The following is a 13,316-nucleotide window of genomic DNA, read 5'->3' on the forward strand; positions in this document are numbered from 1 at the left end:
CATGTCGACTATTAATGCCCACTGATGGTCTAACGGGCAAAGCCCGGATAGAGTCAGTGGTAATTAGAGGTTCACAAAGGCGAGGTATGCGATGTCCCGCATGATCCGTTTCCACAAGTTCGGTGCTGCCGACGTGCTCCGTTGCGAAGAGCAGGCCGAACCGTCACCCGCTGCCGACGAGGTGCAGATCCGCGTCGAAGCGGTTGGCGTCAGCTGGTATGACGTGCTTTGGCGCCAGAATCTGGCACCGTCCCAGGCGCGTCTGCCAGCGGGGATCGGTCACGAAATGGCCGGGGTGGTGACTGCGGTCGGTGAAGGGGTCGATGACATTGCCGTCGGTGATCGGGTCGCCAGCTTCCCGGCCACCAGTGCCAACGACCACCCGGTGTACGGCGATGTCATCGTACTGCCCCGTACAGCCATCACGCGCTACCCGAATGTGCTCACCCCGATCGAGGCCAGCGTGCACTACACCCCGCTGCTGATCGCCTACTTCGCCTACGTCGACCTGGCACGGGCCAAGGCCGGGCAGACAGCACTGGTCACCGATGCCAGCCATTGCGCCGGGCCTGCCTTCGTGCAGCTGGGCAGGGCCCTGGGGCTGAAAGTGTTCGCCGCCACCAAGGAAGCGGCGCAGCGTGACTACCTGCTGGGCTTGGGCGCAGACAAAGTGATCGTCACCGAAGAGCAAGACCTGCTGCTGCAGATTGGCAAGTACACCGATGGCCGTGGTGTGGACATGGTGCTCGACGGCATGGGCGGCCCGCAGATGTCGCTGTTGGGTGATGTGCTGGCGCCGCGTGGCAGCCTGGTGCTGTACGGTCTGCAAGGCGGCAACCAGACGCCGTTCCCGGCCTGCGCGGCATTCCAGAAGAACATTCAGTTCTATGTGCACTGCATCGGTAATTTCACCGGCAAGCCAGAGCTTGGCATCAGCCAGGACCAGGTGGCACTGCAGCGTGCCTTGCGCGATATCAACCAGTTCACCGCCGATCAGCTGCTGACACCGCAGATCATCAAGGTGTACCCGTTCGAGCAGGTGGTCGAGGCGCATCGCTACATGGACCAATGCCCGTGCGGCGGGCGCGTCGTGCTGGACATGGCGCAACACTGACGGTGGGTGGCGCAAGCGGAAAACCCGGGCAATGTCCCGGGTTTTTTATGCGCGGAGTAAAGTGTTTCAACACTTAAAGTAGGACTGTTCCTACAATAAACCCAGATGTGGACTACATATAAGTCCGTAGCTTTCGGGCTGTCAGAAATATCCCGGCAAATAATCAGCCTTGAATGCTTTTGCCTTGCGAGTCACTGTGAACTGACACGGATGCTGAATGGTTTTTTTACCCTGAACTGTATCTTCAATTCATGCTGCCTCCCTCTCGATAATGGCCCAATGATAGTTTGTGCAAGGAACGTGGGATGAGCATGGCTATGCCTGATATAGAGCAGCATGTGACAGCGACAGGCCATCGCAGGGGTGGTTTCTTCTCGATGGCTTGGCGACAGTGAAGGGTTACGTCATTACTTTCATTTTGTTGTAAGAAATTTCTTCTAGGTAAGTTCGGCGCATGTTCACGTTCAAATGTTGGATACCGCATGCGCTGGCTGCATGAAGTTGATGAGGTGATTGCGTGACTGCTATTCACGACCAGGCGATGCATTATATCTACCAGCAAGTACTCGAGCGCTTGTTGAACCACATGTCCCAGGCCCAGCGCGCTTCCTTGCAGTTGCTGATACAACGCCTGTTGGTCGCTGCAGGCGGGCCGGAGTACATCGGTACTTTCAGCTTGCAGGTATTGCAAGGGAGCGACCGCCATAGCAGCCGGCTGCTGGCCATGTTGCGTGCCGCGCAACTGAGCATTGCCCTGCGTTCGCCGGTAACCTTCCAGCTGCGGGTATTGGTGGTCAGCCTGCCGGTTGCCGATAGCGCCACGCTGGAAGCTCACGAGCGCAGTTTTAGCGCGTTGTTCATGCAGGATGACCCGCGGGTGCAATTGCAGATGATCGAGGGGCGCGCAGTGGTGCCGTTCAGTCGTCGGCTCTCGGTAATGCCTGAGCGCTGGCTGCTGGCGAGGGACGCGATGTTGATGTTCGGCCACATGATCGATGCCAGGCCTGAAGCCCTGCTGGGCTGCCGCCTGCACCTGGAGCTGGCCGGGGCCGTGGGTCAGGCGCTGCAGGCAGCGGTGCCTCCCGATGCGTTGGTCACCGCCATGCCCGGGCTGCAGCGGCGCCGATACCTGGCGTGGGCCCGGCGTAGCCTGCGCCTGGCCGGCGTGCGTGGCTCGCATGCAGTGCACCAGTGCCTGGCGGCGCTGGCCCAAGGGCTGAGCCGATTGCACGGTGCTGTTGGGGGCGCACCGGGTGGTCAGCACGAGCCGGTTCCAGGCGCCGTACCGGAGCGCGCGCCGGTGCGGCTGATCGCTATTGATGACCTGTTGCCGCACTTGCTTGAAGAGCCGCAGCTTGACGCGATGCTGGGTTGTCACTTCGAGACGGCTGCGGATGCTTTGCCGCTGTCCGAATTCGTTGACTCGCTAGCCACGGCCCAGCTGCATGAACTGCGCGCCCGCAGTCTGGAGCCGCTGGCCGGGCGCCCAGCGCTGAGGCTGGCAGGGCAGGCGGGCGGCAGCAAGCAGCGTGACGCCGCGCCGTTGCTATTGGGCAAAGCCTACGGCATCAATCAGGCCCAACTGGTGTGCCTGCTGTTCAGCCCGTTTGCCAGGCAGGGGAAAAACCTCGAGCGGTTCTTGCAGTGTAGGCACGCCGACATGGTGGTGGCGTTGCCGTACCTGCACAGGGCCTTGCAAGGCAAACCCTGCCCCGATGCAGTCAAAGCCTGGCTGGTGAATACCAGTGGCTTGCCGTTGGGGCAACTGCGGCAAATTTATGATGGGCAGTTGCCGCTGGCGGGATGGCGCCTGCTTAACAACCTGGCCCGCCGCGATGTACACCTGAGGCTGCTGCCGCAGCTGGCGTTGGGGCGGCGGCGTGGTGTTGCGGGGCTGCCTTGATGGGGCGAGCGGCCCCAGGCGAGTTCGCGTATCGCAAGGTGTATCGCTACCTGGAAGCGTTGATCGAACAAGCTGCAGGCGTTGGCACATGCCGGTTGCCATCATTGCGTGAGCTGTCCCGGCGGCTGCGGGTGTCGTTGGCCACGGTACAAAGTGCCTACAGCCTGCTGGAAGAGGAGGGCCGTGTACACTGCCTGCCGAGGTCGGGCTATTACGTACAGAGCGGTGGCAAAGATCAGGCCGTGGCCGTGGCCCGGCAGCCTCCCTTGCCGACGCAGCCACTGTTGGAGCGCATGCTGCTTGGTCACGAACGGCGTTTGGCCCGTCAGCGTGATCGCAGCGTTGCGTCCTGGGAAGCGCTGGGTAGCGCCCGTTTGCGCAATGCTGTGGCTGAGCGATACACCCGCTGCTCCAACCAGTACTGGCATGCCGATGATGTCCAGCTAGCCCCCGATGTGCTGGCGGTGCTGGAGACGCTGCTTGCGGCGCTGGCCCTGCAAGGTGGTACCGCATTGGTGCATTCGCCTTGTTGCTGGCAAGTGTTGCGCGCCCTGGCGCGTGCCGGCATGCGCGTGCTGGAAACACCACTGGATGCCCGTGGCAACCCCGAGCTGCACGCGTTGGCCAAGCTGCTGGGTAGCGAGCCGGTAAGCCTGCTGGTCATGCCGTCTTGCCTGGGCATGCCACAAGGGCAGCTGGTTTCACCGTATTACCAGCAGCAGCTTGGTCTTTTGCTTGGCCAGCACCCTGTATGGCTGCTGGAAAACGACCTGGACAGCGAGCTCTGTTACGACGGGCCGCCGAGCACACGCCTGCGTGACTGGATCGACCCGCGCTGGCTTCTGGTGATGGGCACGTTCGAGGCCGCAGTGGGGGCAGAGGCGCCGTATGCCTATTTACTGAGCCGTGACACCGTATTGGCCAAGGCATTCGCTGAACGGGCGTTTCGGCTTGCGCCGCTACGTTTGCAGGCGCTTGCTCACATGCTCGGCAAGGGGGAAATCGAAACGCAGCTGGTACAGCAACGCACAGACTTGCAAAGGCGTACGCAATACCTGGCGCATGTACTGCAGTCGCAATTCGGTCAACGGGTGGTCTTCGACATGCCGCAAGGTGGGCAAATGCTGTGGGTGAGCTTTTGCCAGCCGCTGGCGTGGGACGGTATTGCCGCAGCGTTGGCAGGCTCTGCATTGCACGCACTACCGGGCGAGCAGTTCGGCCTGCCGGGGCATTACCCTCAACACCTTGCGCTGATCTGGCTGGGGGGGCGCCCGGATGAACTGCAACTGGCGGTAAGGCGACTGGCGCAGGCGCTTGAGGTGCGCTGCGGGCGAAACACCCGCTTCTCAAGTTGAAATCAAGACGCTTGCAGGCGCCGCCAAGTGCTGCGAGAGGGCCGACAAGTGAAATCACGGCCTGAAGATCTCAAGGCTCACTCGCAGCACAGAAGCCACCTGCAGGGGGCGTAAATTGAGTACGCCTCAGGGTTGCTCTTGCCCTTGACGCAAACGGGTACTGACCAGCGCCGCACATACCAGCAACGCTGCAATGATCCACAACCCGTTGCGGGTGCTGCCGGTGGTCTGCTCGATCAGGCCCATCACCGACGGCCCGACGAAGCCGCCAAACAGACCGCAAGTGGTGACGAAGGCCAGGCCCGCCGCCAACGCGCTGCCGCTCAGTCGGCTGGAGGGGAAGACGAAGATGATCGACTGCACCACGAACAGCATCAGCGCGGTCAGGGAAAACCCGATCAGGCCGATGAACGAGTTGGCCAGCGATGCCAGCAGCAATCCGGCCGCCATGGTCAGCAGGCCAAAGAACAGCAGGGTGCGGCAGCGGCGCGGCGAGGTGGCCAGGCGTGGGAAGGTCGCAGCACCCATGGCTGCTGCAATCCACGGCACCGCTGTCAACAGGCCGACCTGGAAGGGCGAAAGCGCAGCGTAGGTGCCGATAATGCCCGGCAGGAAGAAAATCACCGTGTAGATGGTGATCTGGTGCACGAAGTAGACCACGATCGCCAGCCAGATCTGCCGGTCGCGGAACATCTGCCCCAGCTTGCTCTGCTGCGGTGCGGCCGCCTGCTCTGCGGCCAGGCGGCGCTCGATGTCCTGGGCGTCGGCAGCCGTCAGCCAAGGCGCCGAGGCTGGACCGTCCGGCAGCTTCCTCCACACCACATAGGCCAGGGCTACGGCGGGCAGGCCTTCGAGCACGAACAGCCATTGCCAGCCATGCCAGCCCAGTACACCGTCCAGCTCCAGCAGGGCACCGCCCAGCGGGCCGCTAAGGATGTTGGCAAGGCACACACCCAGCAGGAAGTACCCCGTGGCACGGGCGCGTTGTTCGCGGTCGAACCAGTAGGTCAGGTACAGCATTACCCCGGGGAACAGGCCAGCTTCGGCGACCCCCAGCAGCAGGCGCATGATGTAGAACGAGGTTTCACCCTGAACGAAGGCCATGCCTGCCGAGAGCAAACCCCAGGTAATCATGATACGGGTGATCCAGAAGCGCGCGCCCACCCGGTGCATGATCAGGTTGCTGGGCACTTCGGCCAAGGCATAGGTGAGGAAGAATAAGCCCGCGCCCAGGCCATAGGCGGCTACCGAAAGGCCCAGGTCGATGCCCATGCTGGCTTTCGCCAGGGCGATGTTGGTGCGGTCAAGAAAGCTCATCACGTAGACGACGATGAGCAGTGGCATCAATTTGCGTAGCAGCAGGCCGTTCAAGCGCTGCTCATGGGTGGTGGCTGGGGCGCAAGCCGCTGCGCGGGTGAGGGTTGTCATTGTTTTTTTCCCCGTGAAAAGTGCTGGTGGTGTGCCGCGCAGCAGCGGCACACTCAGGTCTGTGGGTCAGGAACGGTTGATGTCGAGCCACACTGCGCCGTTGGGGTACTGATAACGTTCCAGGGTCTCAGCGTGCATCTCGATGCTGTAGCCAGGGCGTTGTGGCGGCATGTAGCGCCCGCGATGGATCACCACCGGGTCGATGAAGTGCTCGTGCAGGTGGTCGACGTACTCCAGCACCCGGTTGTGCAGCGAGGCAGACACCGCGATGTAGTCGAAAAGCGCGATGTTCTGCACATACTCGCACAGCCCGACGCCACCGCCGTGCGGGCAGACCGGCACGTCGTACTTGGCGGCCATCAGCAGCACGATCAGGACCTCGTTAAGGCCGCCCAGGCGGGCTGCGTCCAGCTGGCAGAAGTCCAGTGCACCGGCCTGGAACATCTGCTTGAACATCACCCGGTTGTGGCAGTGCTCACCGGTGGCGACACCGATTGGCGCAATGCGCTGGCGAATGGTGGCGTGGCCGAGAATGTCATCGGGACTGGTCGGTTCTTCGATCCAAAGCGGTTCGAAGGCGGCCAGGCGGCGCATGTTGGCCACCGACTCTTCGACGCCCCACACTTGGTTGGCATCCATCATCAGGGTGCGTTCCCAGCCTATTTCGTCGCGCAGGATGCTGGCGCGGCGGATGTCTTCTTCCAGGTCGGCCCCGATCTTCTGTTTGACGTGGGTCCAGCCGTCTGCCACGGCCTCGCGGGCCAGTTTGCGCATTTTCTCTTCGCTGTAGCCCAGCCAGCCCGGGGCAGTGGTGTACCCGGGGTAGCCTTCACGCAGCATGTGTGCCTCGCGCTGGGCTTTGCCCGGCGCCTGGCGGCGCAGCAGGGCGATGGCCTCTTCGGGGGTGAGCACGTCGGTGACGTAGCTGAAGTCCAGGCAGCGCACCAGCTGCTCTGGCGTCATGTCGGCCAGCAGTTTCCAAACGGGCTTGCCCTCGTGCTTGGCCCACAGGTCCCACACCGCGTTGATGATGGCGGCGGTGGCCAGGTGGATCACGCCCTTTTCCGGGCCCAGCCAGCGCAACTGGCTGTCGCTGACGGTAAAGCGATGCCAGAAAGCGCCCATGTCGGCGCTGATTTCTTCGAGCGTAAGGCCGACGATCAAGGGGGCCAGCGACTGCACCGCTGCCGCGCATATCTCGTTGCCACGGCCAATGGTGAAGGTCAGGCCGTGGCCTTCGAGGGCTGCAGCGTCGGTGTGCAGCACCACGTAGGCCGCCGAATAGTCGGGGGCACTGTTCATGGCGTCGGAGCCATCCAGCGACAGCGAAGTGGGGAAACGGATATCGCGAACGCTCAGGTGGGTAATGCGTATGCTCATGGTCGACTCTTGTTCTGTTCAGGCACAGGGAGAGCTGACTGTAGGTTGTCGAGCGATACAGGCATAATCGCCAAATCTTAATCAGTGATACCGGATTCGATATGTCTCGCTTGCCACCTGACAAGGCCCAGGCGCCTGCCAGCCTCGGTGCCTTGAAGATTTCCAGCCGTCAGATCACGTTGCTCAATGCCCTGGGCGAATTCGGCAACCTGCGCCGCGCCGCCGCCGCGATGCACACCACGCAACCGGCCGCCAGCCTGTTGCTACAGCAGCTTGAGGAGCGCCTGGGGGTACGTTTGTTCGAGCGCCTGCCCCGGGGGATGCAAGCGACGCTGTATGGCGAGGTGATGATTCGCTATGCGCAAAACGCATTGCATGAGTTCGATCATGCCCAGGCGCAAATCGCCGAACTGGCGCGCGGGGCGTTGGGCCTGGTGCGGGTGGGCAGCGTCATGGGCCCGGTACCGGGCGTGCTGACCAAGGCGGTGCTGGCCTACAAGCGTGACCAGCCCAAGGTGCGTATCTCGCTGGAAGTGGGCACCAGCGACACCTTGCTGCCGGCCTTGCTACGCGGTGATTTCGATATGGTGGTGGGGCGCCTGCCGGACCAGAGCGACAGCCAGGAACTGAATATCGAGCTGTTCGACGGCGGTGAGCAGATGCGCGTAATTGCTCGCGCAGGTCATCCCTTGGCGACAGCCACAGGGCTGCAGCTGGCCGACCTGGTGAGCTTGACGTGGATCTTGCACCCCATCGGCAGCCCGATGCGCCGTCGCGTCGAAAGCGCATTGCAGGCCGGTGGCATGGTGCAGTCGCTGGATATCGTCGAAACCGCTTCGATCCTGGCGACCACTGCCATGCTCGAAGCGTCCGAAATGATTGCGGTGGTGCCCAATGACGTGGCCCAGCATTATGCCCGCTATGGCATGGTCGCCGTCCTGCCGGTGGAGTTGCCACTGGCGATGGCCAACCTCGGCGTGCTGACCCTGCGCTCGCGGCCCAACTCGGTTGCCCTTGATACCTTGCTGCGTTACCTGCGGGCACAATAACTTTCACCTGCATGAGGCCCTGCGTCTATGCCGCCGGACATGACCCATTCCAGCTTTTGCAACTGGATCCGCTACAAGCACCTGGTGTTGATCGACACGCTGGCGCGCACGCGCAACATGCACGCCACCGCCACGCGCATGAACCTCAGCCAGCCGGCGCTCAGCAAAATGCTGCGTGACCTTGAGGAGCAGTTCGGCTTTGCCCTGTTCGAGCGTCTGCCTCGCAGCATGCCACCCACCGAGTTGGGTGAATACGTGGTGCGGTACGCCCAGGGTGCCCTGGCCGAGTCGCAACAGTTCGTCGACCAGGTCAACCGCCTGCGCAACGGCGGGCACGGTTTCATTCGGGTTGGCGGGATCTTTGCCGCGACCGCATTGGTATTGCCGCAGGCCATCGCCGCCATCAAGGCGCGAAGCCCGTTACTGTCGATTGAAGTGGTGGAGCATTCCAGCGATCACCTGCTGACCATGCTCGAGCAGAACAAGCTGGACATCATGATTGGCCGCTTCACCGAGGAACGCTTCGGTCAGCTGTTCGACTTCCAGCCGCTGGAGCCTGAACCCTTCAGCCTGGTGGTGAACAGCGAGCACCCGCTCAACCGGCTCGACAACACACCGCTTGAGGCGCTAGGCGATTGGCCGTGGGTGCTGTACCCGGTGGGTACGCCGATCCGCAACCGCCTGGAGCAGGCGTTCCGAGTGGCCGGAATCGCCACGCCTGCCGACTGCGTGGAGACCATCTCCATGCCCATGTTCCTGCAGTTGCTGCAATCGGCACCGATGATTGCCATGCTGCCGCGCTCGATGGTGGCCGCGCAGTTGGCCAGCGGGCAGTTCAAGGAGCTGCGCAGCCCTTTGCAGGTGCCCGCGCTGGAGTATGGTGTGGTCACCCGCAAGGATGAACCGCTGAGCGCCTCCGCCAGGGCGTTTGTCGAGATTCTGCTGGAGGGCGCGCAGCGACGGCGGCAATCTCCGGCAGATGCTGCGTTCCACCCCTAGCCGATTTAAGATCACGCACCCAAATACCCTTGCGATAACTCCAGGTTATCGCTCGATCGGATCATCTCATTGGGAATGCGGCACCAGGCTTCTTACAGTGGCGACAGCCATAACAAGAAGTCAGCCGCTCCGCCCTGAGAGGTCCCATGCAACTGATTGCCAAATCCGGTGACCCCGCCGTCATCCGCCTCAACCCTTTGGACAACGTCGTCATCGCCCGCCAGGCCCTGGCGCCGGGCGTGCGCCTGGATGCCGAGGCGATTACCGTGCGCCAGCCCATCCCTTCAGGCCACAAGCTCGCCACCGAGCCTGTGGCGCAAGGCCAGCCGTTGCGCCGTTACGGGCAGATCATCGGGTTTGCGTCCCAGGCGATCGACGCTGGCGACCATGTGCACGTGCACAACGTGCAGATGGGCGATTTTGCCCGCGACTACGCGTTTGGTGTCGATACCCGCAGCCTGCCAGGCTGCGCCGCGCAGTTCCAGGGCATCGTGCGCGCCGATGGCCGTGTCGCTACCCGCAACTACATCGGCATTCTCACCTCGGTGAACTGTTCGGCAACCGTGGCCCGGGCCGTGGCCGACCATTTCCGCCGTGACATTCACCCCGAGGTGCTGGCCGACTACCCGAATGTCGACGGTGTGGTCGCCCTGACCCACGGTGCCGGCTGCGCAGTGGACCCGAGCGGTGAAGCCTTGGGCCTGCTGCGCCGCACCCTGGCCGGGTACGCCGTCCACCCCAACTTCGCTGCCGTGCTGATCATCGGCCTGGGCTGCGAAACCAACCAGATCGAAACCCTGCTGGAAACCCAGGGCCTGCAGGCGAGTGCGCAACTGCGCGCCTTTACCATCCAAGGGATCGGGGGCACCTCGAAAACCATCGCTGCCGGTATCGCCCAGGTCAAGGCGCTGTTGGCCGAGGCCAATCAGGTACGGCGCCAGCCGGTCAGTGCCCGCCACCTGGTGGTCGGCCTGCAGTGCGGCGGCTCAGATGGCTATTCGGGGATCACCGCCAACCCGGCACTGGGCAATGCCGTTGACCGCCTGGTGGCCGCCGGTGGTACCGCCATTCTCTCCGAAACCCCGGAAATCTATGGTGCCGAGCACTTGCTCACGCGCCGCGCGGTAAGCCGTGAGGTGGGGGAGAAGCTGGTGGCGCGCATTCGCTGGTGGGAAGACTACTGCCAGCGTATGAACGCCGAATTGAACAACAACCCCTCGGCCGGCAACAAGGCCGGGGGGCTGACCACTATCCTCGAGAAATCCCTGGGCGCAGTGGCCAAGGCAGGTTCCAGCAACCTGGTCGATGTGTATCAGTACGCGCAAGCCGTGCGTGCCCAGGGCCTGGTGTTCATGGACACCCCCGGCTACGACCCGGTCTCGGCCACCGGTCAGGTGGCCGGCGGGGCCAACCTGATCGCCTTCACCACCGGCCGCGGCTCGGCCTACGGCTGTGCCCCGGCGCCATCGATCAAGCTGGCAACCAACAACCGGTTGTTCGAGCACCAGCAAGAGGACATGGACGTCAATTGTGGCGGCATCGCCGATGGCTCCACCAGCATCGAAGAGCGCGGCGCATTCATCTTCGAGCAGATGCTGCGCATTGCCTCCGGGGAACGCAGCAAGAGCGAACAGCACGGCTACGGGCAAAACGAGTTCGTCCCGTGGCAGATCGGCGCCGTGACCTGATTGACCGCTCCCGTCCCATTTGCGAGGCAACTGCAATGATTCAAACCACACGGTACAACGTGCAAACGCTTACCACGTTTGTCGAGCAACTGTTCATGAAAGCCGGAGCCGACGTGGAGGTCGCCCAGGTGGTGACCCGGGTGCTGCTCGAAGGCGAACTGCTCGGCCACCGTACCCATGGCCTCAACCTGGTCAGCCGCTACATCGACGGCGTGCTCAGCGGGCAGGTCAAGGCCCGCGCGCAGGCACTGGAACAGGTCGCCGACAGTGGTGTTTCCAGCCTGTTCGACGGCCACTACGTGTTGGGGCCCTATTGCGTCAGCCGGGCACTGGATTGCGCGGCCGCGGGCGCGACCAAGCAGGGCATCGGTATTGCGGTAGTACGCCGCGCTGCCCATATCGGCTGCCTGGCCGCCTACCTCAAGCCATACACCGACCAAGGGTTGCTGGCCATCGTCTACTCGTCGGATCCGTCGGTGGGGTTGGTCTGTGCTCATGGTGGCATCGACCCGGTGTACACCCCCAACCCGATTGCTGCCGGTATCCCGACCCAGGGTGAGCCGATCCTGCTGGACGTCAGCATGTCCACCGTTACCCTCGGCCTGGTCGGCCAATGCCGCGATGCCGGCCGACGTCTGCCGCACCCGGTGCTGGTGAGCAATGACGGGCAGCTCAGCGATGACCCGGGCGATTTCTTTACCCGCCCGCAAGGCAGCATCCTGCCGCTCGGCGGCCAGGCCTTTGGCCATAAAGGGTTTGCCCTTGCGCTGTTGGTCGAAGCCCTCACCTCGGGGCTGGCCGGCCATGGGCGCAAGGATGCACCGGATCAGTGGGGCGCCTCGGCCACTGCGCTGGTGATTGACCCGCGCATGTTCGGCGGCCTGGAGGCGTTCCTCGACGAAACCAGCTTCCTGGGGGGATTGGTTCTGGCAAGCCGCCCGCTCGACCCCGAACGCCCGGTACGCCTGCCCGGGCAAGCAGGCCTTGCCCTGCGTCGCCAGGCCGTGGAACAGGGCGTGAGCCTTTCGCCGCAGTTGATAGCCGACCTTGAGCGTGTGGCTGGGCAGTTGCAACTGCCGGGACTTTTCCAATGATGCACAGCAAGGGAACACAGATGACTGATCGAACGAACGCCAATCAACCGCTGCCAGTGAACCATGATGCCAGCGTTTTCGACAGCGGCAGCTGGGTAGGGCGCGTCTGGTTGCCGGAGCAGGGGCCGGCGGTGGTGCTGGTGAAAGCCGGCGCTGTCTACGACATCAGCACCCACGTGGCGACCGTCTCGGCGCTGCTGGAAGTGGACGATCCGGTGGCCTACCTGCGTGCCTTGCCGCTGGCCGAACCCTTGATTGCGCTGCCGGCATTGCTGGACAACAGCGATCCTGCACGGCGCACCCCGCACCAGCCGTGGCTGCTGGCGCCGATCGACCTGCAAGCGGTGAAGGCCGCTGGTGTGACCTTCGCCACCAGCCTGCTGGAGCGTGTGGTAGAAGAACAGGCCAAGGGCGACCCGGCCAAGGCCGACGCCATCCGTGACACCCTGGCCAGCCGCATCGGCGCCGACCTGTCGCAGATCGTGCCCGGCTCGGCTCAGGCCGAAGCGCTGCGCAAGGTGCTGGTAGAGCAAGGCCTGTGGTCGCAGTACCTGGAGGTGGGTATAGGCCCGGATGCCGAAGTGTTCACCAAGGCCCAACCGCTGTCCGCGGTTGGCCACGGCGCCGACATCGGCATCCACCCCAAGTCCAGCTGGAACAACCCAGAACCGGAAGTGGTGCTGGCTGTGTCGAGCAATGGCAGCATCAAGGGCGCCATGCTCGGCAACGACGTCAACCTGCGTGACTTCGAAGGGCGTAGCGCGTTGCTGCTGTCCAAGGCCAAGGACAACAACGCCTCCACTGCACTGGGCCCGCTGCTGCGGTTGTTTGACGAAAGCTTCGGCCTGGACGATGTGCGTGCTGCCGAGGTGGACCTGCGGGTGGAAGGCGAGGACGGCATTATCCTCTCCGGGCGCAGTTCCATGCGCCAGATCAGCCGTGACCCGCAAGACCTGGTGCAGCAAACCCTCAACGAAAACCACCAGTACCCTGACGGCCTGGTGCTGTTCCTCGGTACCCTGTTCGCCCCCAAGCAGGACCGCGATCAGCCGGGTAACGGCTTTACCCACAAACCGGGTGACGTGGTGAGCATCAGCAACCCGCAACTGGGTACCCTGTGCAACCGCGTGACCACCAGCGATCTGGCACCGCAGTGGGACTTCGGCCTGCGCGCGTTGATCGACAACCTCGGCCGGCGTGGCCTGCTGGAGGTCGCGGCCACCGCCCGCCCGCTTTGAACGGCTCGCTGCGTCAGGGAGGGGCGCAGCATCATCGAGGGATCGTCAAGGCGCTGACAGCGCGGCAA

The 13,316-nt window shown here is 63.4% G+C and carries 10 protein-coding genes; 8 read left to right on the forward strand and 2 right to left on the reverse strand.

Annotation, left to right across the window (positions count from 1 at the left end; genetic code table 11):
* Positions 1-91: 91 nt before the first annotated feature.
* The 3 genes from AC3WLP_RS03190 (at position 92) to AC3WLP_RS03200 (ending at position 4,372) form a co-directional block, all read left to right on the forward strand.
* Complete coding sequence (locus tag AC3WLP_RS03190) at positions 92-1,114, forward strand: zinc-dependent alcohol dehydrogenase family protein (RefSeq protein WP_010953736.1); 1,023 nt, start codon at positions 92-94, stop codon at positions 1,112-1,114.
* 517 nt (positions 1,115-1,631) lie between these two features.
* Positions 1,632-3,017 (forward strand): hypothetical protein, encoded by a 1,386-nt coding sequence (locus AC3WLP_RS03195; protein ID WP_088512264.1) that lies wholly within the window; start codon positions 1,632-1,634, stop codon positions 3,015-3,017.
* A complete protein-coding gene (locus AC3WLP_RS03200) occupies positions 3,017-4,372 on the forward strand; it encodes a GntR family transcriptional regulator (RefSeq protein WP_088512263.1) in 1,356 nt (451 codons plus the stop codon). The genes AC3WLP_RS03195 and AC3WLP_RS03200 overlap by 1 nt, the downstream gene beginning before the upstream one ends.
* A 126-nt stretch (positions 4,373-4,498) precedes the next feature.
* Here AC3WLP_RS03200 and AC3WLP_RS03205 read toward each other — a convergent pair whose 3' ends face one another.
* Positions 4,499-5,800 carry an MFS transporter gene (locus tag AC3WLP_RS03205; RefSeq protein ID WP_088512262.1) on the reverse strand — a complete coding sequence of 434 codons (1,302 nt, stop codon included), beginning with the start codon at positions 5,798-5,800 and terminating at the stop codon, positions 4,499-4,501.
* A gap of 66 nt (positions 5,801-5,866) precedes the next feature.
* Entirely contained in the window at positions 5,867-7,180 is a 1,314-nt protein-coding gene (locus AC3WLP_RS03210) for an L-fuconate dehydratase (RefSeq protein WP_088512261.1), read from the reverse strand.
* A gap of 101 nt (positions 7,181-7,281) precedes the next feature.
* Here AC3WLP_RS03210 and AC3WLP_RS03215 point away from each other — a divergent pair, with 101 nt between their 5' ends.
* From AC3WLP_RS03215 to AC3WLP_RS03235, 5 genes are all read left to right on the forward strand, one after another.
* Positions 7,282-8,229, forward strand: coding sequence for a LysR family transcriptional regulator (locus tag AC3WLP_RS03215; RefSeq protein ID WP_088512260.1), 948 nt, complete (start codon positions 7,282-7,284; stop codon positions 8,227-8,229).
* A 27-nt stretch (positions 8,230-8,256) separates the two neighbouring features.
* Positions 8,257-9,228 (forward strand): LysR family transcriptional regulator, encoded by a 972-nt coding sequence (locus tag AC3WLP_RS03220; RefSeq protein ID WP_014861306.1) that lies wholly within the window; start codon positions 8,257-8,259, stop codon positions 9,226-9,228.
* 146 nt (positions 9,229-9,374) lie between these two features.
* Positions 9,375-10,916, forward strand: a complete 1,542-nt coding sequence (locus AC3WLP_RS03225) for a UxaA family hydrolase (RefSeq protein ID WP_088512259.1) — start codon at positions 9,375-9,377, stop codon at positions 10,914-10,916.
* Positions 10,917-10,951: 35 nt separating this feature from the next.
* Positions 10,952-12,010 (forward strand): Ldh family oxidoreductase, encoded by a 1,059-nt coding sequence (locus AC3WLP_RS03230; RefSeq protein ID WP_012052581.1) that lies wholly within the window; start codon positions 10,952-10,954, stop codon positions 12,008-12,010.
* Positions 12,011-12,030: 20 nt separating this feature from the next.
* On the forward strand, positions 12,031-13,248 hold the full coding sequence (locus tag AC3WLP_RS03235) for a fumarylacetoacetate hydrolase family protein (RefSeq protein WP_088512258.1): 1,218 nt from the start codon (positions 12,031-12,033) through the stop codon (positions 13,246-13,248).
* The last annotated feature ends 68 nt before the right edge of the window (positions 13,249-13,316 follow it).

The organism is Pseudomonas sp. FW305-E2, assembly GCF_058782925.1.

Coding starts and splice junctions, on each gene's coding strand:
- AC3WLP_RS03190 (WP_010953736.1), top strand. CDS start 92: ATGTCCCGCATGATCCGTTTCCACAAGTTCGGTGCTGCCGACGTGCTC.
- AC3WLP_RS03200 (WP_088512263.1), top strand. CDS start 3,017: ATGGGGCGAGCGGCCCCAGGCGAGTTCGCGTATCGCAAGGTGTATCGC.
- AC3WLP_RS03205 (WP_088512262.1), bottom strand. CDS start 5,800: ATGACAACCCTCACCCGCGCAGCGGCTTGCGCCCCAGCCACCACCCAT.
- AC3WLP_RS03210 (WP_088512261.1), bottom strand. CDS start 7,180: ATGAGCATACGCATTACCCACCTGAGCGTTCGCGATATCCGTTTCCCC.
- AC3WLP_RS03215 (WP_088512260.1), top strand. CDS start 7,282: ATGTCTCGCTTGCCACCTGACAAGGCCCAGGCGCCTGCCAGCCTCGGT.
- AC3WLP_RS03220 (WP_014861306.1), top strand. CDS start 8,257: ATGCCGCCGGACATGACCCATTCCAGCTTTTGCAACTGGATCCGCTAC.
- AC3WLP_RS03225 (WP_088512259.1), top strand. CDS start 9,375: ATGCAACTGATTGCCAAATCCGGTGACCCCGCCGTCATCCGCCTCAAC.
- AC3WLP_RS03230 (WP_012052581.1), top strand. CDS start 10,952: ATGATTCAAACCACACGGTACAACGTGCAAACGCTTACCACGTTTGTC.
- AC3WLP_RS03235 (WP_088512258.1), top strand. CDS start 12,031: ATGACTGATCGAACGAACGCCAATCAACCGCTGCCAGTGAACCATGAT.